The 18,453-nt window shown below is 71.1% G+C and carries 19 protein-coding genes; 14 read left to right on the forward strand and 5 right to left on the reverse strand.

Annotated elements, in window-relative coordinates; all coding sequences use genetic code 11:
- Positions 1-3 precede the first annotated feature (3 nt).
- Entirely contained in the window at positions 4-627 is a 624-nt protein-coding gene (locus ACIRHA_RS27925; RefSeq protein ID WP_403851318.1) for a TetR family transcriptional regulator, read from the reverse strand.
- A 101-nt stretch (positions 628-728) separates the two neighbouring features.
- On the opposite strand from ACIRHA_RS27925, the gene ACIRHA_RS27930 reads away from it, so the two are divergent.
- Positions 729-890: a hypothetical protein gene (locus tag ACIRHA_RS27930; RefSeq protein ID WP_403851320.1), complete on the forward strand. Its 162-nt coding sequence runs from the start codon at positions 729-731 to the stop codon at positions 888-890.
- 20 nt (positions 891-910) lie between these two features.
- On the opposite strand, the gene ACIRHA_RS27935 is transcribed toward ACIRHA_RS27930, so the two are convergent.
- Entirely contained in the window at positions 911-1,030 is a 120-nt protein-coding gene (locus ACIRHA_RS27935) for a pentapeptide repeat-containing protein (RefSeq protein ID WP_403852124.1), read from the reverse strand.
- 33 nt (positions 1,031-1,063) lie between these two features.
- On the opposite strand from ACIRHA_RS27935, the gene ACIRHA_RS27940 reads away from it, so the two are divergent.
- Together ACIRHA_RS27940 and ACIRHA_RS27945 are read left to right on the forward strand one after the other, a co-directional pair.
- Positions 1,064-1,282: a DUF4190 domain-containing protein gene (locus ACIRHA_RS27940; RefSeq protein WP_323179680.1), complete on the forward strand. Its 219-nt coding sequence runs from the start codon at positions 1,064-1,066 to the stop codon at positions 1,280-1,282.
- A 76-nt stretch (positions 1,283-1,358) separates the two neighbouring features.
- Positions 1,359-2,528: a cysteine desulfurase family protein gene (locus ACIRHA_RS27945; RefSeq protein WP_403851322.1), complete on the forward strand. Its 1,170-nt coding sequence runs from the start codon at positions 1,359-1,361 to the stop codon at positions 2,526-2,528.
- Between the two features lie 37 nt (positions 2,529-2,565).
- Here ACIRHA_RS27945 and ACIRHA_RS27950 read toward each other — a convergent pair whose 3' ends face one another.
- Positions 2,566-3,261: an N-acetylmuramoyl-L-alanine amidase gene (locus tag ACIRHA_RS27950; protein WP_403851323.1), complete on the reverse strand. Its 696-nt coding sequence runs from the start codon at positions 3,259-3,261 to the stop codon at positions 2,566-2,568.
- Between the two features lie 84 nt (positions 3,262-3,345).
- Here ACIRHA_RS27950 and mnmA point away from each other — a divergent pair, with 84 nt between their 5' ends.
- Positions 3,346-4,497, forward strand: coding sequence for a tRNA 2-thiouridine(34) synthase MnmA (mnmA, locus tag ACIRHA_RS27955; protein WP_403851326.1), 1,152 nt, complete (start codon positions 3,346-3,348; stop codon positions 4,495-4,497).
- A gap of 26 nt (positions 4,498-4,523) precedes the next feature.
- On the opposite strand, the gene ACIRHA_RS27960 is transcribed toward mnmA, so the two are convergent.
- Complete coding sequence (locus ACIRHA_RS27960) at positions 4,524-4,946, reverse strand: hypothetical protein (RefSeq protein ID WP_403851328.1); 423 nt, start codon at positions 4,944-4,946, stop codon at positions 4,524-4,526.
- Between the two features lie 56 nt (positions 4,947-5,002).
- Entirely contained in the window at positions 5,003-5,332 is a 330-nt protein-coding gene (locus tag ACIRHA_RS27965) for a DUF427 domain-containing protein (protein WP_403852127.1), read from the reverse strand.
- 83 nt (positions 5,333-5,415) lie between these two features.
- Between ACIRHA_RS27965 and ACIRHA_RS27970 the strand changes: the two genes are divergently transcribed.
- The 10 genes from ACIRHA_RS27970 (at position 5,416) to ACIRHA_RS28015 (ending at position 18,282) form a co-directional block, all read left to right on the forward strand.
- Entirely contained in the window at positions 5,416-5,985 is a 570-nt protein-coding gene (locus ACIRHA_RS27970) for a TIGR00730 family Rossman fold protein (protein ID WP_403851330.1), read from the forward strand.
- Positions 5,986-5,992: 7 nt separating this feature from the next.
- Positions 5,993-6,691 carry an SDR family oxidoreductase gene (locus ACIRHA_RS27975; RefSeq protein ID WP_403851333.1) on the forward strand — a complete coding sequence of 233 codons (699 nt, stop codon included), beginning with the start codon at positions 5,993-5,995 and terminating at the stop codon, positions 6,689-6,691.
- Between the two features lie 43 nt (positions 6,692-6,734).
- Positions 6,735-7,754: a methionine synthase gene (locus ACIRHA_RS27980; RefSeq protein WP_403851335.1), complete on the forward strand. Its 1,020-nt coding sequence runs from the start codon at positions 6,735-6,737 to the stop codon at positions 7,752-7,754.
- Between the two features lie 2 nt (positions 7,755-7,756).
- Positions 7,757-9,988: an NAD-dependent DNA ligase LigA gene (gene ligA / locus ACIRHA_RS27985; RefSeq protein ID WP_403851338.1), complete on the forward strand. Its 2,232-nt coding sequence runs from the start codon at positions 7,757-7,759 to the stop codon at positions 9,986-9,988.
- A gap of 228 nt (positions 9,989-10,216) precedes the next feature.
- Positions 10,217-12,937, forward strand: coding sequence for a putative bifunctional diguanylate cyclase/phosphodiesterase (locus ACIRHA_RS27990; protein ID WP_403851341.1), 2,721 nt, complete (start codon positions 10,217-10,219; stop codon positions 12,935-12,937).
- A 401-nt stretch (positions 12,938-13,338) separates the two neighbouring features.
- Positions 13,339-13,635, forward strand: a complete 297-nt coding sequence (gene gatC, locus ACIRHA_RS27995) for an Asp-tRNA(Asn)/Glu-tRNA(Gln) amidotransferase subunit GatC (RefSeq protein ID WP_016432511.1) — start codon at positions 13,339-13,341, stop codon at positions 13,633-13,635.
- Between the two features lie 6 nt (positions 13,636-13,641).
- On the forward strand, positions 13,642-15,147 hold the full coding sequence (gene gatA / locus ACIRHA_RS28000) for an Asp-tRNA(Asn)/Glu-tRNA(Gln) amidotransferase subunit GatA (RefSeq protein WP_403851344.1): 1,506 nt from the start codon (positions 13,642-13,644) through the stop codon (positions 15,145-15,147).
- 5 nt (positions 15,148-15,152) lie between these two features.
- Complete coding sequence (locus ACIRHA_RS28005; protein ID WP_403852130.1) at positions 15,153-15,386, forward strand: hypothetical protein; 234 nt, start codon at positions 15,153-15,155, stop codon at positions 15,384-15,386.
- A gap of 19 nt (positions 15,387-15,405) precedes the next feature.
- Positions 15,406-16,926 carry an Asp-tRNA(Asn)/Glu-tRNA(Gln) amidotransferase subunit GatB gene (gene gatB / locus ACIRHA_RS28010; RefSeq protein WP_403851347.1) on the forward strand — a complete coding sequence of 507 codons (1,521 nt, stop codon included), beginning with the start codon at positions 15,406-15,408 and terminating at the stop codon, positions 16,924-16,926.
- A 108-nt stretch (positions 16,927-17,034) separates the two neighbouring features.
- The gene (locus ACIRHA_RS28015; protein WP_403852133.1) at positions 17,035-18,282 is read left to right on the forward strand and encodes an arsenic transporter; all 1,248 of its coding nucleotides are present in this window, start codon (positions 17,035-17,037) and stop codon (positions 18,280-18,282) included.
- Positions 18,283-18,453: the final 171 nt, after the last annotated feature.

Below are 18,453 nucleotides of genomic sequence, written 5' to 3' on the forward strand. Positions count from 1 at the left end.
AGCTCATGACACATCGAGCCAGTGTTTTCGGCCGATACTCACCAGACGCAGCTGCCGCTCCGCCTGGTCCGTCACCCGCCCGAAGTCCGCTGCACCCGTGCTGAGCAGCAGCGATGCCGTCACCAGCATGTGATCGACGTACAGGTCCGCCAGCATCTTCAGGTCCTCTTGGCTCCAGCCCGCCGCGTCGGGGTCGTGCTGGAGCGCCTCGCGCACTTCGTCGGCGAACTGCGCGAGCTGCTCGCCGATCGCCTCCCGCACCCGCTGCACGCCACCGTGTCGCTCGCGCGCGATGAAGCGGACGTGTGCGGGATGCGCGTGCACGTGACGGGCGATCAGTTCGATGGTGCGCGTGATGCGCTCGTCGCTGTCCCAGGTCGCCGTCAGCGCGTCGCGGATCACCGCGTGCAGACTGCCGAGGGCCTCCTCGACCAGGGCCACTCCGAGGTCGGCTGTGCTGTCGAAGTGCCGGTAGAACGCGGTCGGGGTCACGCCCACGGCGCGCGTCACCTCGCGCAAGCCGAGGCTGCTGAGGCTCTGGTCCTCCAGCAGTCCCAACGCCGCGTCCAGGAGCGCCTGTCGGGTCTTCTGTTTCTGCGCCTGACGGGCGCCGAGGGTGTGACTCATGTCATCCAGTTAACAACTGTTCTCTGTAATGGGGAAGTCGGGTCGCGAGCTAGACTGGGGAGTCAGTGAACAGTTGTAACCCAACTTTTCGAGAGGCTTCCATGCTGTTCCTCGTAGCGGCCCTCCTGCTGCTGGGCTTCGCGCTCGGCACCGTGGCCCACGCCCCGCTGCCCATCACGCTCGTCGCGGCCGCCGTCATCGGCGTCTGGCTGGCCGTGTTCGCGGTCCGCGAGCGCCACGCGCGCCGCAGGCACCAGCACTGAACCGTCAGCAGTCCACGTTCTCAGGGGGTATCACCATGCAACTCACCGCAGAACCGCGCACCACGGAACCGCACGCCACGGAGTCGAGCGCCACGGACGCGGGCGCCGCAGAGGCGGGTGCCGCGGAGCCGCAGACGCAGGCCCGCCCCACCGGCCGCCGGGACGCCGACGGCATGGCCGTCGCCTCGTTCGTCCTCGGCCTGGTCGGGCTGCTCGTCATGAACGTCTTCCTCGGCCCCGTCTCGATCGTCCTCGCGTCCGTCGCCCTGTGGCGCGGCACCGAGCGGCGCGGCCGCGCCTTCCTGGGACTCGGTCTCGGGGTCGCCGACCTCGTCGTGCTCGGCGCCCTGATCGCCGCCGACGGCACGATGTCCTGGAGCATTACGGGCTGACCGTCGGGCGCGCACGGGGGCTTGTGCGGGAGCTCGTACGGGGGCCCGTGCGGGGGCTCGTAGAATCGAGCGCACCATGGCATACCTCGACCACGCCGCGACCACTCCGATGCTCCCGGAGGCGGTCGAGGTGATGACCGCCCAGCTCGCCGTCACCGGCAACGCCTCGTCCCTGCATGCCGCGGGGCGCCGGGCCCGCCGCACCGTCGAGGAGTCCCGCGAGACCCTCGCCGAGTCGCTCGGCGCCCGGCCCAGCGAGGTCGTGTTCACCTCCGGTGGCACCGAGGCCGACAACCTCGCCGTCAAAGGCCTGTACTGGGCGCGCCGCGCGGCCGATCCGGCCCGCACCCGCGTCCTCGCCAGCCCCGTCGAGCACCACGCCGTGCTCGACGCGGTGCACTGGCTCGCCGAGCACGAGGGCGCGACCGTGGAGTACCTGCCGGTCGACGCGTACGGCCGGGTGCACGCGGACGCGCTGCGGGAAGCGATCTCACGCAACCCCGACGACCTCGCGCTCGCCACGGTCATGTGGGCCAACAACGAGATCGGCACGATCCAGCCGGTGCGTGAACTGGCCGACGTGGCAGGGGAGTTCGACATCCCGCTGCACGCCGACGCGGTGCAGGCCTACGGGCAGATCCCGGTCGACTTCGCCGCCTCCGGGCTCGCCGCGATGACCGTGTCGGGCCACAAGGTCGGCGGCCCCTACGGCATCGGCGCCCTCCTTCTCGGCCGTGAGTACACCCCCGTCCCTGTGCTGCACGGCGGCGGGCAGGAGCGGCACGTCCGCTCCGGCACGCTCGACGTCCCCGCGATCGCGGCCTTCGCCACGGCCGGCCGGATCGCGACCGAGCAGCGCGAGTGGTTCGCCCGCGAGATCGGCGCGCTCCGGGACGCCCTGGTCGCGGCGGTCCGGTCGGCCGCCCCCGAGGCGATCCTCGGCGGCGACCCGGAGCCCGGCGGCCGACTGCCCGCCAACGCCCACTTCACCTTCCCCGGCTGCGAGGGCGACTCGCTCCTCCTGCTCCTGGACGCGCAGGGCATCGAGTGCTCCACGGGCTCGGCCTGCACCGCGGGCGTGGCCCAGCCCAGCCACGTCCTGCTCGCCACCGGCACGGACCCGGACCTGGCGCGCGGCACGCTCCGCTTCTCCCTCGGCCACACCACGACGAAGGCCGATGTGGAAGCGGTGGCGACGGCGATCGGCCCCGTGGTGGAGCGGGCGAGGTCGGCGGGGCTCACGTAGGGCGCCGCTACGGCTTGATCCGCCACGGCTTGATCCGCTACGCCTTGGTGGACCCGGCCCGCTCGTACGCCGCCTTCACCAGCCGTATGTACCGGTCCCAGTCCCAGTGCGGTCCCGGATCGGTGTGGTCGGTGCCCGGCACCTCGACGTGCCCGATGATGTGCTTCCGGTCGACCGGTATGCCGTAGCGCCTGCAGATCCGGGCGGTGAGCCGCGCGGACGCCTCGTACATCTCGGCCGTGAAGTCCTCGGGCCGGTCCACGAAGCCCTCGTGCTCGATGCCGACACTGCGCTCGTTGTAGTCCCGGTTCCCGGCGTGGAACGCGACGTCCAACTCCCGGATCATCTGCGCGATGTGCCCGTCCTGCCGGACCACATAGTGCGCGGCCGCCCCGTGCCACGGATCCTTGAAGACCCGCACGGCGCTGTCGTAGCTGCCCTGCGTCACGTGGATGATCACACGGTCGATCGTGAAGTCCGAGGGCCGGTCCGCCCGCCGCCAGTTCGCCGACGCCGCGGCCACCCACTCCGCGCCCTTGAAGTCGACCGCTCCGGCCTTGCGCGGCTTGTCGACGCCGGGCACCTGCCACCACATGCGGGCGAGATCGCCGCGCGCGAGCAGCCCGACACCCACGGCCGACGCGGCCCCTCCGATGATCAAGGCCCGCCGGCTGACACCACGATCACGGTCTCCGCCACGGCCCTTCCCGGACCCGGCTCCCTGCTTCCCCATATGTCGCCCCCGTCAGTGCCGTACGAGATCCACAACGCATATCCGAGCGATTCGGTTCCCGCGGGCCCTTACCCTGTTAGTGCTATGACTTCGCAGACTCCGCAGCGCTCCGCGGGCCCCGAGCAGGCGGCCCGACCCCTCCGTGTCCTCGCCGCCATGTCCGGCGGCGTGGATTCCGCCGTCGCCGCGGCCCGCGCCGCCGAAGCGGGCCACGACGTGACGGGCGTGCATCTCGCCCTCTCGGCGAACCCGCAATCGTTCCGCACGGGCGCCCGCGGCTGTTGCACCATCGAGGACTCCCGCGACGCGCGCCGCGCGGCCGACGTCATCGGCATCCCGTTCTACGTCTGGGACCTCGCCGACCGCTTCCGTGAGGACGTGGTGGAGGACTTCATCGCGGAGTACGAGGCCGGCCGCACACCGAACCCGTGCCTGCGCTGCAACGAGAAGATCAAGTTCGCCGCGCTCCTCGACAAGGCCCTTGCACTCGGCTTCGACGCGGTCTGCACGGGCCACTACGCGCAGGTGATCGTCAACGGGAACGGCGACCGCGAGCTGCACCGCGCCGCCGACATGGCCAAGGACCAGTCGTACGTGCTCGGCGTCCTGGACGACCGCCAGCTCGCCCACGCGATGTTCCCGCTCGGCGACACGGAGACGACCAAGGAAGAGATCCGCGCGGAGGCGGAGCGCCGCGACCTCGCGGTCGCCAAGAAGCCCGACTCCCACGACATCTGCTTCATCGCCGACGGCGACACCCAGGGCTTCCTCGCGGACCGGCTCGGCAAGGCCGAGGGCGACATCGTCGACGAGTCGGGCGACAAGCTCGGCACCCACGAAGGCGCCTTCGGCTACACCATCGGCCAGCGCAAGGGCCTGCGCATCGGCAGGCCCGCACCCGACGGCAAGCCGCGCTACGTCCTGGACATCTCGCCGGTGGACAACACGGTGACGGTGGGCCCGGTGGAGGCCCTCGACGTCACTGCCCTGACCGCCATCAAGCCCCGCTGGTGCGGCGCGGCCCCTTCCGGCCCCGGCACCTACACGGCCCAACTGCGCGCGCACGGCGGCGAGACCGAGGTCTCGGCGGAGCTGGCGGGAGACGAGCTCCAGGTCCGCTTCACGGAGGCCGTCCGCGGCGTCGCCCCCGGCCAGGCGATCGTGCTGTACGACGGCACGCGCGTGGTGGGCTCGGCGACGATCGCCACGACGGAACGGGTCACCGCAGGCGTCTGACCCGGGGCCTCAGCCGACCTGGCGTTTCAGCCCCGCCCCTGCATGTAGTACTGCAGCACGGCACCCAGTTGACCGCACCACTCGGACGCCTGCGCCTTCTTCCGGGCCCGCACCTGGCAGGTGTAGACGGCGCCGTCCGACATCGCGGCCGTGACGAACACCCCGGACGGCATCGGCTGGAAGTGCGCCGTCCGGACATGCGTCCACGGCAGGTCGATGGCGTGCGGCCCCTGCTCGAAGTGCAGCCCGTCCGCGTCCACGACCATGCCGTTGTGCTGGTCGGCAGCCACGAACTCCGGTGCGGCGGGCCCTGCCGGGGGAGCGGGCGGCGCGTACGCGGGCGGCGGCGGGGCCGCCGGCGGGTGCGGCGGCGGTGCCGGTGCGAACGGCGGCGGGGGACCGCCGAACCCTCCCGTCGGAACGTCCTGCTGCCCGTCTCCGTGAGTCATGTCGCTCACCCTCCGCCGTGCGCCGTGTACCTCCTCATTCGACCACGCGCGCGTGGTTACGCGGCATCGACCTGCGTCTCGTAGAAGCACAGGTGGTCCTTGATGGCGGCCACCTCGGCCTTCGGCTCCGGATACGCCCACACCAGGTCCCGCGCGTCGGGCAGCGACCAGTAGGAGGCGTCGCCCTTGAAGGGGCAGTGCGTAGTCGTGTTCGAGGGCGTAAGCAGTTCGGTCCGTACGTCCTCCGGCGGCAGGTAGTACCGCACCGGACAGCCGGTCTCCTTCAGGACGAGGGGGCGCGCGCTCTCGGCGAGGACCTGCCCTTCGTGAACGACCCGCACGCGCTGCGAGCCCTGCTCGACGGTGATCGTGTGTCCTTGAGTCATGACTGTGTCAGCGCTCACAGCGGGCGGCTTCTTCCCGCCGACGGCCCCGGATCGCTGTCAGTGGCGGCCCGTACGGTAGAGGCATGAACATCTGCGTCTTCCTCTCCGCCGCCGACCTCGACGAGCGCTATACCCGACCCGCCCGTGAATTCGCCGAACTGCTCGGCAAGGGCGGACACACGCTCGTGTGGGGCGGTTCGGAGAGCGGCCTCATGAAGGTCGTCGCAGACGGCGTGGCGGAGTCCGGCGGGCGGCTGACCGGGGTGTCCGTGGACTTCCTCGCGGCCAAGGCACGCGTCGTCGCCGAGCCCGACCAAATGGTGATCGCGGGGGACCTCGCGGAGCGCAAGGCGCTGCTCCTGGAGAAGTCCGACGCCGTCGTGATCATGGTGGGCGGCACCGGCACGCTCGACGAGGCCACCGAGATCCTCGAGCTGAAGAAGCACGGCAAGACCGACAAGCCGATCGTGCTGCTCAACTCCGCGGGCTTCTACGACGGTCTGAAGGAGCAGTTCCGGCGCATGGAGGACGAGGGCTTCCTCCCGATCCCCCTCACTGACCTCGTGTTCTTCGCCGAGGAGCCGGTCGGGGCGATGGCGTACCTGGAGACCGTGACATCAGCGGCTGCCGCCGCGGGGCGCGGCGTCGAGTAGTGCGAGCATGGCGGGCATGGCTACACATGTGATCACCGGCGCCGGTTCCGGAATCGGCGCCGCCGTCGCCCGCCGACTGCACGAGCGCGGCGACGAAATCTACGTGCACGCGCGCGACGCGGGCCGCGCCAAGGAGCTCGCCGCCGAGTTCCCCGGCGCGAAGACGCTCGTCGGCGACCTCGCCGACCCGGACAAGCTGTCCTGGGCCTTCTCGCACCAGACGCTGCCCGACCGGATCGACTCGCTGCTGCACATCGCCGGCGTCGTCGACCTGGGCAAGGTCGGCGAGCTCACCCCGAAGGCGTGGCGCAACCAGCTCAACGTGAACCTCATCGCCCCGGCGGAGCTGACCCGCCACTTCCTGCCCCAACTCCGCGTCGCCCAGGGCCACGTGCTCTTCGTGAACTCCGGCGCCGGGCTCAACGCCAACGCCGACTGGTCCGCGTACGCCGCCTCCAAGCACGGCCTCAAGGCGCTCGCCGACTCGCTGCGCCAGGAGGAGCACGGCAACGGGGTGCGGGTCACCTCCGTCTACCCGGGTCGCACCGCCAGCCCCATGCAGGCCAAGGTGCACCACCAGGAGGGCAAGGAGTACGACGAGTCCCGCTGGATCGACCCCGAGTCCATGGCCACGACGATCGTGATGGCCCTCGACCTCCCGCGCGACGCCGAGGTCAACGACCTGACGGTGCGCCCCGGCCGCTGACGTCGCCGCCCGCCCGGCGGCCTGCGTTACGTACCCTTCCTGGGTGACTGACAAGAGCGACTTCAGGTGGGGGCCGGCCACGGGCGTCGGTTCGATGCCCGGTGGCGATGCCCGCGAGGCCGCCAAGACCGTGACCGGCAGCTTCGAGGGCCCGGAGCAGGGGATGCCGTTCCTCGCCGAGCTGCCCGCGCGGGGCCCCGGCGCCGACATGATCGGCCGTACGGCCGGGATGCTGGTCGATCTGTACGCGCGCGTGGAGCCCAGCGGCTGGCGGATCGGCGACCGGCCGGGCCGGGACACCAAGCGCGCGAGGTCCTGGCTCGGCGAGGACCTCGACGCGCTCGAGGAGTTCACGCAGGGGTACGAGGGGCCGCTGAAGGTTCAGGCGGTCGGGCCGTGGACCCTGGCCGCCGCACTGGAGTTGAGGAACGGGGAGGCCGCTCTCTCCGACCTCGGCGCGTGCCGCGACCTCGCCGCGTCCCTGGCCGAGGGGTTGCGTGAGCATCTCGCCGACGTCCGCCGCCGGGTGCCCGGCGCCCAGGTGGTGCTGCAGCTCGACGAGCCCTCCCTCATCGCCGTGCTGCGCGGACGGATCAAGACCGCCAGCGAGTACCGCACGCACCGCGCCGTCGACCGCCAGGTCGTCGAGAGCGCGCTGCGGGACGTCTTCTCCGTGATCGAGGACGGGCCGCGCCTCGTCCACTCCTGCGCCCCCGACGTGCCGTTCGCTCTGCTGCGCCGGGCCGGCGCGGACGCGGTCTCCTTCGACTTCTCTCTGCTCACCGAGCGTGACGACGACGTGATCGGTGAGTCCGTCGAGGCCGGCCTGCGACTCGTCGCCGGTGTCGTGCCGGGCGTGGACGGCCCATTGTCAGACCCTGCCGGTAGCGTCATGGGTGTCAGGACGCTGTGGCGCAGGCTGGGGCTGAATCCGGGTTCCCTCGCGGACTCGGTGGTGCTCACGCCGTCGTGCGGACTCGCGGGTGCGTCGCCCGTGTACGCCCGCGCGGCACTCGCGCACTGCGTCCGGGCGGCGAGATCACTCGCGGACAACCCTGAGTGACCGTGGACGAAGGCGAACGGGAGGACGAGACGGTGGCTGACGAACTGCAGAGCGAGGGCACGGTGCCCGCCAAGGCGCGGGACGAGCACGCCCAGCTGGCGGAGCAGATCGAGGAGCACCGCTTCCGGTACTACGTGAACGATGCTCCGGTCGTCGACGACGCCGAGTTCGACAAGCTCCTGCGCTCCCTTGAGGCGCTGGAGGACAAGTACTCCGAACTGCGCACGCCGGACTCGCCGACCCAGAAGGTCGCGGGCCAGTACGAGACGGAGTTCACCTCCGTCGAGCACCGCGAGCGCATGCTCTCGCTCGACAACGCCTTCGACGACGAGGAGTTGGCGGCCTGGGCGGACCGCGTCGCCAAGGACGTCGGCGCGCCCGGCTACCACTTTCTGTGCGAGCTGAAGATCGACGGCCTCGCGGTGAACCTGACGTACGAGGACGGGCGGCTGACCCGCGCGGCCACGCGTGGCGACGGCCGGGTCGGCGAGGACATCACGTCGAACGTCCGCACGATCACGGAGATCCCGAACCGCCTGAAGGGCGAGAACATCCCGCCGCTCGTCGAGATCCGCGGCGAGGTCTTCTTCCCCATGGACAAGTTCGAGGAGCTGAACGCGCGGCTCGTCGAGGCCGGCGACAAGCCCTTCGCCAACCCCCGTAACGCGGCGGCGGGTTCGCTGCGCCAGAAGGACCCCCGCGTCACGGCCACGCGCCCGCTGCACATGGTGGTGCACGGGATCGGCGCCCGCGAGGGCTTCGACATCGACCGCCTCTCGGAGGCGTACGCCCTGCTGCGCGAGTGGGGCCTGCCGACCACCAAGTACAGCAAGGTGGTCGAAGACCTCGAAGGCGTACGGAAGTTCATCGCGTACTACGGAGAGAACCGCCACTCCGTGGACCACGAGATCGACGGCGCGGTCATCAAGCTCGACGAGATCCGGTTGCAGGGCCGCCTCGGCTCCACGGCGCGCGCCCCGCGCTGGGCCATCGCCTGGAAGTTCCCGCCCGAAGAGGTCAACACCAAGCTGATCAACATCCGCGTGGGCGTGGGCCGCACGGGCCGCGTGACGCCGTACGCGCAGGTGGAGCCGGTCACCGTGGCGGGCTCCGAGGTCGAGTTCGCGACGCTGCACAACCAGGAGATCGTCAAGAAGAAGGGCGTGTTCATCGGGGACACGGTCGTCATCCGCAAGGCCGGTGACGTCATCCCCGAGATCCTCGGCCCGGTCGCCGACCTGCGGGACGGCAGCGAGTACGAGTTCGTGATGCCCGCCGAGTGCCCCGAGTGCGGCACGCCGCTGCGGGCCATGAAGGAGGGCGACATCGACCTCCGCTGCCCCAACGCCCGCACGTGCCCGGCCCAGTTGCGCGAGCGCCTTTTCTACCTGGGCGGCCGCCAGAGCCTGGACATCGAGAACTTCGGGTACGTCGCCGCCGCCGCGCTCACCGGACCGCTCGAGCCCGCGCAGCCGCCGCTCACGGACGAGGGCGATCTGTTCGGCCTCACGATGGACCAGCTCCTGCCCATCAAGGCGTACGTCCTCGACCAGGACAGCGGGCTGCCCAAGCGCGATCCGAAGACGGGCGATGAGAAGATCGCGGACATCTTCGCCACCAAGGCGGGAGAGCCGCGCAAGAACGCGGTCTCGATGCTGGAGCACATCGAGGCGGCCAAGAGCCGCCCGCTGGCCCGGGTCATCAACGGCCTTTCGATCCGTCACGTGGGCCCGGTCGCCGCCGAGGCGCTCGCGCGCGAGTTCCGCTCCATCGACCGCATCGACCAGGCCACCGAGGAGGAGCTCGCCGCCACGGACGGCGTGGGCGGGATCATCGCCGCCTCCGTGAAGCAGTGGTTCGCCGAGGACTGGCATCGGGAGATCCTGCGGAAATGGCGTGAGGCCGGTGTGAGGATGGAGGAGGAGGGGGCCGGTGAGGACGAGGGCCCGCGGCCCCTCGAAGGGCTCACCGTGGTGGTCACCGGGACGCTGCAGGACTTCACACGGGATGGCGCGAAAGAGGCCCTGCAGACCAGAGGCGCCAAGGTCACGGGTTCCGTTTCCAAGAAGACGTCCTTCGTGGTCGTGGGGGACAACCCCGGTTCCAAGTACGACAAGGCCATGCAGGTCAAGGTTCCGGTACTGGACGAGGAAGGGTTCGTCGTCCTTCTGGAACAAGGGCCGGAGGCCGCCGCCGACATGGCCCTTCCCGCGGAGCAGGAGACCGACGAGTAGCGGACGCAGGTCACTCGATCGGCGCATACCAGACGCAGCGGGAAAGCCAGGGCCTATTCGGGCAACCGTGCCCGGGCGCGTCCGTCTGGTGCCCGTGGAAGCCTTCTGCGGCCTACTGTTGAGGTGTGCGCCTGCCGAGTCCTGCTGCGGATGGGGCGAATCCTCGCTCACTGGAGCGAGGAGAGCGGGCAGCGGACGCAGGCACCGCCGGCAGTGAGAGGGACGGGAATGGAACCGACCGAGAGCGCCGCCCCGGACTCACGCCTGCGCCCGCGTCGACGTGCGCGGCGCGATACGGCACCGCGCCCCGACGGCGGCGACGGGGCCGACGGCGGCGCAAGCGGTCACGGGGAGAGCGAGCGCGGTGGCGTGGTGAACTGGCGCAAATGGTGGCGTGCGGCGGGTTTCGGCGCCGACGGGATGAGCGGTGCCCCGGCCCCTGACATACCCGGGCCCGAAGCGGCCGACCGCAAAGGGCTGTTGAAGCGCGGGGCGAAGGATCGCCCTGCGGACAGCGGCAATTCGATCGACTTCCACAACACCGTGTCCGGTCCGGAGGCGCCCGCTCCGGCGCGGCCCCGAGCCGCCGACGAGCAGCCCCTGCGCAGCTTGCCGGCCCGCATCCGGAAGGTCGGAGGCGCGCCCGGCGTGCGGATATCCGGCGACCGGACGACGGGCGGCGGGGAGCCCAACGGCCGCACATCCGGCGCGCGTCCGCAGGGCGAAGCCAACTCCTCAACCGGTGACGGCATGGGCGACGGTCGGATCGTGCCCGGGCGCGCCGCCGCCCCCGGCAGGGCCGCGGGCCCGCTCCCCGGGACCGTCCCCGCGGGCGGCTGGGTCGGGGCGGCGACCCCCGCGCGCAATCAGCTCGTGGGCCAGGGGGAGACCTCGCGGGCCGCGCTCGTGCCGCTGCTGCCCGGCATGGTGGTGGCGCTCGCCGCCGTGGTGCTCGGCGGCGGGTTCTACTGGTCGCTCCGGGAGGGGCACGCGCTCTTCCCGTCCGGCACGGTCGGCTGGTGCCTCGCGATCCTGACCGGGATCATCGTCGGCCACCTCGTCGCACTCGGCCGCGACCGCTGGTGGGGCGGCACCGGATCCGGCGCGGCCCTCACCCTCGGCGTGCTGCTCCTCTACGGCTGGGTGCCCGCGGGCATGGTCAGCCTCACCGTCGTCGTCCTCGTCGGCATCGCCCGCAGACACCGCTGGCGCCAGGGCCTGTTGCACGGCGCGATCGACATCCTCGGCATCGGCGCGGGCGCCCTCGTCCTCGCCGCGTTCGGCCGCGTACCGTCCGTCGAGGCGCCGTGGAAGCCGGAGAGCTGGAGCCTGTCCACCCTGCCCGAGGTGGTCCTCGCGGCGCTCGCGTATCTGCTGATCACCCGCACTCTGCTCTGGTACGTGCATGCGCCACCGAACTCGGGGATGCCGACCGTCGCCCGTACCGCTCTCGTCCGCCACGGACTGGTCGCCGTCGCGCTGCTCGGGATCGCGCCGCTGATCTGCGTCGTCGCGACCGCCCTGCCGGTGCTGCTGCCGCTGTTCGCGATCCCGTTGATCGCGCTCGACTCCACGCTGTGGATCGCGCGGGCCCGCGCCGAGGAGCAACTGCGCGACCCGCTCACCGGACTGCCGAACCGGCAGTGGCTGCTCGAGCGCACCTGGACCGCGCTCGACGACGCCGAGCGGATCGGGGTGCGCAGCGCGCTGATGCTGATCGACCTCGACCGGTTCCGTTCGGTGAACGACACGCTCGGCCATCTCGCCGGTGACCGGCTCCTGTTGCAGATCGCGGATCGGCTGAGGGGGGCGCTGCCGCGCGGTGCGGAGGTCGCACGCCTCGGCGGCGACGAGTTCGCGGTGCTGCTGCCCGTCGCCGACTCCACGACGTCCGCGACGCGGGTGGCCCGCAATCTCGTGGCGACGCTCGGCTCGCCCCTCGATCTGGACGGGCTGACGCTCGTACTGGAGGCGAGCGCGGGACTCGCCGTCTTCCCCGACCACGCGCTGGACGCGGAGGGGCTGCTGCGCCGGGCCGACGTCGCGATGTACCAGGCCAAGCGGGACCGCACGGGCGTCGAGGTCTACGAGTCGAAGCGGGACTCCAACACACCCGACCGGCTCGGCCTGTTGGGCGACCTGCGGCGCGCGCTCGACGCGGGCGAGGTGGAGCTGCACTACCAGCCGAAGGTCCGGTTCGACGGGCACGTCGCGGGCTTGGAGGCGCTCGTACGGTGGGTGCACCCGGAGCGCGGGAAGGTGCCGCCGGACGAGTTCATCGCCATCGCCGAGTCCTCCGGGCTCATGCCGCATCTGACCGAGTACGTCCTGGAGACGGCGCTCGGGCAGGTCGCGCGCTGGCGTGCGCAGGGGCTGCACGTGCCGGTCGCGGTGAACGTGTCGCCGCGTGATGTGCACACGCCCGGGTTCGCCGGAGCGGTCGCCGCGCGGCTCGCCCGGCACGGGGTCCCGGCCGGGTCCTTGCAGCTGGAGATAACGGAGCACGTACTGCTTGAGGATCCGCAGCGGGCGGCCGACACCCTGGCGGGGCTCACCGGGCACGGCGTGAAGATGTCGCTCGACGACTTCGGCACCGGGTACTCGTCCCTCGTGCACCTGCGGCGGCTCCCGGTCAGCGAGCTGAAGATCGACCGGTCCTTCGTGGCCCGGCTCGCCGTGGACAACGAGGACGCGGAGATCGTCCGCTGCACCGTCGACCTGGCGCACTCCCTCGGCCTGCTGGTCGTCGCCGAGGGCGTCGAGGACGACGAGACGTGGGAGCGGCTGCGGGACCTGGGGTGCGACGCGGTGCAGGGGTGGCTGGTCGCCGCCGCGATGCCGCCCGACGAGACGACGGCCTGGCTCCGCGCGCGGGGTGATCGCGGCTGGCAACGGTTGCCTGCGGCGCTTCCGGCGGCCCAGGGGGACGAGCGGGGCCCTCTCGGCTGACGGGTCCCGCCCCGGGCGGCCGGGGTCTTGTCACCGGCGGTGCGGGGCCACCCGTGGCTGGGGTTGCGCAGTTCCCCGCGCCCCCAAGATGGTCACCCGTGGCCGACGCCACCGTTTTTAAGGGGCGCGGGGCTGTATCCATCAGCGGCTCCGCCGCGGTGCGCGCCCAGCCACGGCGGACCCGCGCAGGCGCGCAGGCCCACCCCGCCCGCCAGGGCCACACGAACCCCGCACCGGCGTGCAGGCCACCCCCGCATCCCGGGGCCACGAACCCCGTACCAAGCGCACCCGGGGGTGCCGCCCCACCCCGCCTCCGGAAACCCGTTCCGTGGCACGGCTCCGCGCCCCATAGGATTGGGGCACACGCTGAAACACAGCACACGCACCCCGTGAGGATCCGCATGCCTGGCATCACGCGCGAGGAGGTCGCCCACCTCGCCCGGCTGGCGCGTCTGGAGCTGAAGCCCGAAGAGCTCGACCACTTCGCAGGCCAGCTCGACGACATCATCGGCGCGGTCGCCCGCGTCAGCGAGGTCGCCGACCAAGACGTACCGCCGACTTCGCACCCGCTGCCGCTGACGAACGTCATGCGCAAGGACGAGGTCCGTCCGTCGCTCACCCCCGAGCAGGCGCTCTCCGGCGCCCCGGCCCAGGAGCAGCAGCGTTTCAAGGTGCCGCAGATCCTGGGGGAGGACTAAACAGCCATGACGGACATCAACGTCAACATCATCAAGCTGACCGCCGCGGAGATCGCGGCGAAGATCGCTTCCGGCGAGCTCACCGCCGTCGAGGTCACCGAGGCCCACCTGGCCCGCATCGGTGCCGTCGACGAGAAGGTGCACGCCTTCCTGCACGTCGATCGTGAGGGCGCTCTGAAGCAGGCCGCCGCCGTCGACGCCAAGCGCGCCGCGGGCGAGAAGCTCGGCCCGCTGGCCGGCGTCCCGCTCGCGCTGAAGGACATCTTCACCACGGAGGGGATCCCGACCACGGTCGGCTCGAAGATCCTCGAAGGGTGGATCCCGCCGTACGACGCGACGCTGGTCAAGAAGCTCAAGGCCGCCGACGTCGTCATCCTCGGCAAGACCAACATGGACGAGTTCGCCATGGGGTCCTCCACCGAGAACAGCGCGTACGGCCCGACCGGAAACCCGTGGGACCTCACCCGGATCCCCGGCGGCTCCGGCGGCGGTTCCTCCGCCTCCCTCGCCGCGTACGAGGCCCCGCTCGCCATCGGCACGGACACCGGCGGCTCGATCCGTCAGCCCGCCGCCGTCACCGGCACCGTCGGCGTCAAGCCGACCTACGGCGGCGTCTCGCGGTACGGCATGGTCGCGTTCTCGTCCTCCCTGGACCAGGGCGGCCCCTGCGCCCGTACGGTCCTGGACGCGGCGCTCCTGCACGAGGCCATCGCCGGTCACGACCCGCTCGACTCCACGTCCATCGACGCCCCGGTCCCCGCGGTCGTCGAGGCCGCGAGGAACGGCAGCGTGCAGGGCATGCGCGTCGGCGTCGTCAAGCAGTTCCGCGGCGAGGGCTACCAGGCCGGCGTCGTGCAGCGCTTCGACGAGTCCGTCGAGCTGCTTCAGTCCCTTGGCGCCGAGGTCGTCGAGCTGGACTGCCCGTCGTTCGACCTGGCCCTGTCCGCGTACTACCTGATCGCGCCGTCCGAGTGCTCCTCGAACCTCGCCCGGTTCGACGCCATGCGCTACGGCCTGCGTGTCGGCGACGACGGTTCGCACTCCGCGGAGGACGTCACCGCGCTGACCCGCGAGGCCGGCTTCGGCGACGAGGTCAAGCGCCGCATCATCCTCGGCACGTACGCCCTGTCGAGCGGCTACTACGACGCGTACTACGGCAGCGCCCAGAAGGTGCGCACGCTGATCACCCAGGAGTTCGAGGCCGCGTTCGAGCAGGTCGACGTGATCGTGTCGCCGACCACGCCGACCACCGCCTTCCCGATCGGCGAGCGCGCCGACGACCCGATGGCGATGTACCTCGCGGACCTGTGCACGATTCCGACCAACCTGGCGGGGAACTCGGCGATGTCGCTGCCCTGCGGCCTCGCCCCCGAGGACGGGTTGCCGGTCGGCCTGCAGATCATCGCCCCCGCGATGAAGGACGAGCGCCTGTACAAGGTGGGGTCCGCCGTCGAGGCGGCTTTCGTGGAAAAGTGGGGGCACCCGTTGCTAGAGGAGGCTCCGTCGCTGTGAGTGCCATGGCAAAGAAGGCCAAGAACTTCAAGAAGTCCAAGTCCGGCGTCTACATCTCGCTGGCCAGCACCGCCTTCGGTGCGATCAGCGTCGCGAAGCAGGCGAAGATGGCCCGCACGGACAACGACACCCTGCGGCTGGTCGACGCCGCCGTGTCCGCCGCCGCCATCGTCACCGGTATGGCGATCCTCTACCGGGAGCTCAAGCGCCTGGGCGACGACGACGTCCTGCTGGGCTGAGAGGGAAGTTTCAGAAATCGTGACTGCCACGACCACGTCCGAGCTGATGGGGTACGAGGACGCGCTCGCGTCGTTCGACCCGGTCATGGGCCTTGAGGTCCACGTCGAGCTCGGCACGAAGACGAAGATGTTCTGCGGCTGCTCCACCGAGCTCAAGCAGGACGCCAACAGCCAGACCTGCCCGACCTGCCTCGGCCTGCCCGGCGCGCTGCCGGTCGTGAACGAGATCGGCGTCGAGTCGGCCATCAAGATCGGCCTCGCGCTCAACTGCTCGATCGCCGAGTGGTGCCGCTTCGCCCGGAAGAACTACTTCTATCCGGACATGCCGAAGAACTTCCAGACCTCTCAGTACGACGAGCCGATCGCCTTCAACGGCTACCTCGACGTCCAGCTGGAGGACGGCGAGGTCTTCCGCGTGGAGATCGAGCGCGCCCACATGGAGGAGGACACCGGCAAGTCGACGCACGTCGGCGGCGCCACGGGTCGTATCCAGGGCGCCTCGCACTCGCTGCTCGACTACAACCGCGCGGGCATCCCGCTCATCGAGATCGTCACCAAGCCCATCGAGGGCGCGGGCGAGCGGGCCCCCGAGGTCGCCAAGGCGTACGTCGCCGAGCTCCGCGAGGTCATCAAGGCGCTCGACGTGTCCGAGGCCCGGATGGACAAGGGCCAGATGCGCTGCGACGTGAACCTCTCCCTGCGCCCGCACGGGCGCGAGGAGTTCGGCACGCGCTCCGAGACGAAGAACGTGAACTCGCTGCGTTCCGTCGAGCGTGCCGCGCGCTACGAGATCCAGCGGCACGCCGCGGTGCTGACCTCCGGCGGATCGATCGTGCAGGAGACCCGTCACTTCCACGAGGAGGACGGCTCCACCACGTCGGGCCGCATCAAGGACAACGCCGAGGACTACCGGTACTTCCCCGAGCCCGACCTGGTGCCCGTCGCCCCGTCCCGCGAGTGGGTCGAGGCGCTGCGTGCCGAGCTCCCGGAGATGCCGCTGTCGCAGCGCAACCGGCTGATCGAGGAGTGGGCCATCAGCGCCCACGACATGCAGTCGATCCGCAACGCCGGTGCCATCGGGCCGATCGTCGCCACGATCGCGGCCGGTGCCGACTCGGCGTCCGCCCGTAAGTGGTGGATGGGCGAGCTGGCCCGCTCCGCGAACGACCAGGGTGTCGAGCTCGGCGCGCTGCCGATCACGCCGGAGCAGGTGGCCCGCGTGTCCGAGCTGGTCGCCGCGGGTGACCTCAACGACAAGCTGGCCCGCCAGGTCATCGACGGCGTCCTCAAGGGTGAGGGCACGCCGGACGAGGTCGTCGAGAAGCGCGGCCTGAAGGTCGTCTCGGACGAGGGTGCGCTCACCACTGCCGTGGAGGAGGCGATCGCGGGCAACGCGGCGATCGCCGACAAGATCCGTGGTGGCAAGGTCGCGGCCGTGGGTGCGCTTGTGGGCGCGGTCATGAAGGCGACCCGGGGCCAGGCGGACGCGGCGCGCGTCAAGGAGCTGATCCTGGAACAACTGGGCGTCAGCGAGGGCTGAGCCTTCTTGTCCGGAGGGTGTTCGGAGGGGCTGGGTAAATCCAGCCCCTCCGGCGTTTGAGGAGCGGGGTCCGGGGCGGAGCCCCGTGGCGTGGGACGGAGCAGCACTCTGAGTACGACCTCGGCCGAGATCCTGGCCGCAGCACTCCTCGCCGCAACCTTGCTCTTCGCGGTCCTACGCCCCCGTAAATGGCCGGAGGCCGTCGTCGCGGTGCCCGCCGCAGCCGTGGCCATCGCCACCGGAACCGTGAGCCCCGCCCACGCGTGGTCGGAGGCCCAAGACCTCCTCCCGGTCGTCGGGTTCCTCGCAGGGATCCTCCTCCTGGCCCAACTCTGCGCCGACGAGGGCCTGTTCAGAGCGGCAGGCGACCTGGTCGCCCGTGCCTGTCACGGCAGTCCGAAGCGGATGCTCGGCGGCGTCTTCGCGGTGGCCGCCGGGATCACCGCCGTACTGAGCCTGGACGCCACCGTCGTCCTGCTCACCCCGGTCGTCTTCGCGACGGCGGCCCGGATCGGCGCACGCCCGGCCCCGCACGTCTACGCGAGCGCCCACCTCGCCAACTCGGCATCACTGCTCCTCCCCGTATCGAACCTCACGAACCTGCTGGCCTTCGCGGCGAGCGGGCTCACGTTCACGCACTTCGCGGGCCTCATGGCGCTCCCGTGGCTGGTGGCGATCGGCATCGAGTACGCGGTGTTCCGCCGCTACTTCGCGCGCGACCTGGCCGCGCCCGCGCACGACCCGGACCCCGAAGAGCCGCCCGGAGTCCCGGTGTTCACCCTCACGGTGCTCGCGCTCACGCTCGCCGGATTCGTCGTCACGTCCTTCGCGGGCATCGAACCGCTCTGGGCCGCCTTCGCGGGAGCGGCCGTGCTCGGCACCCGGGCCCTCGCCCGCCGCCACAGCACCCCGGTGGAACTGCTCAAGGCGGCCAACCTGCCGTTCTGCCTCTTCGTCCTCGCCCTCGGCGTCGTGGTCAAGGCCGTGGTCGACAACGGGCTCGGGGACGCCATCGCCCGCTTCCTCCCCGACGGTTCCTCCCTGCCCACGCTGCTCGCGATCGCCGGGGTCGCGGCCCTTCTCTCCAACGTCATCAACAACCTGCCGGCGATCCTCGCCCTGCTCCCCGTCGTCACCCCGATGGGCTCCGGGCCGGTGCTCGCCGCCCTGATCGGCGTCAACCTCGGCCCCAACCTCACGTACGTCGGCTCGCTGGCGACCCTCCTGTGGCGGCGCATCGTGCACGACCACGGCACGGAGCCCGAGCTGGCCACGTTCACCCGCCTCGGCCTGCTCACGGTCCCCGCGACCCTCGCGGCGTCGACCGTCGCTCTGTGGGCCGTGCTCGCCCTGTGAGTGCCTCTCTGCAGGCCCCTATGAGCGCGGAGTTCCCCTTGTGAGTAAGGACACGAAAGCGACAAAGGATCACTTCCTGCTGTAAGAGTGTCCCGTCATTGCTCATGTGTTCTTTGCGGTCGGTTCACGCACCAAGCGGATGTTCCCGGACAAAGATCAACGAAATGACTC

This window comes from Streptomyces sp. NPDC102360 (genome assembly GCF_044766085.1).
Classification (GTDB): Bacteria; Actinomycetota; Actinomycetes; order Streptomycetales; family Streptomycetaceae; genus Streptomyces.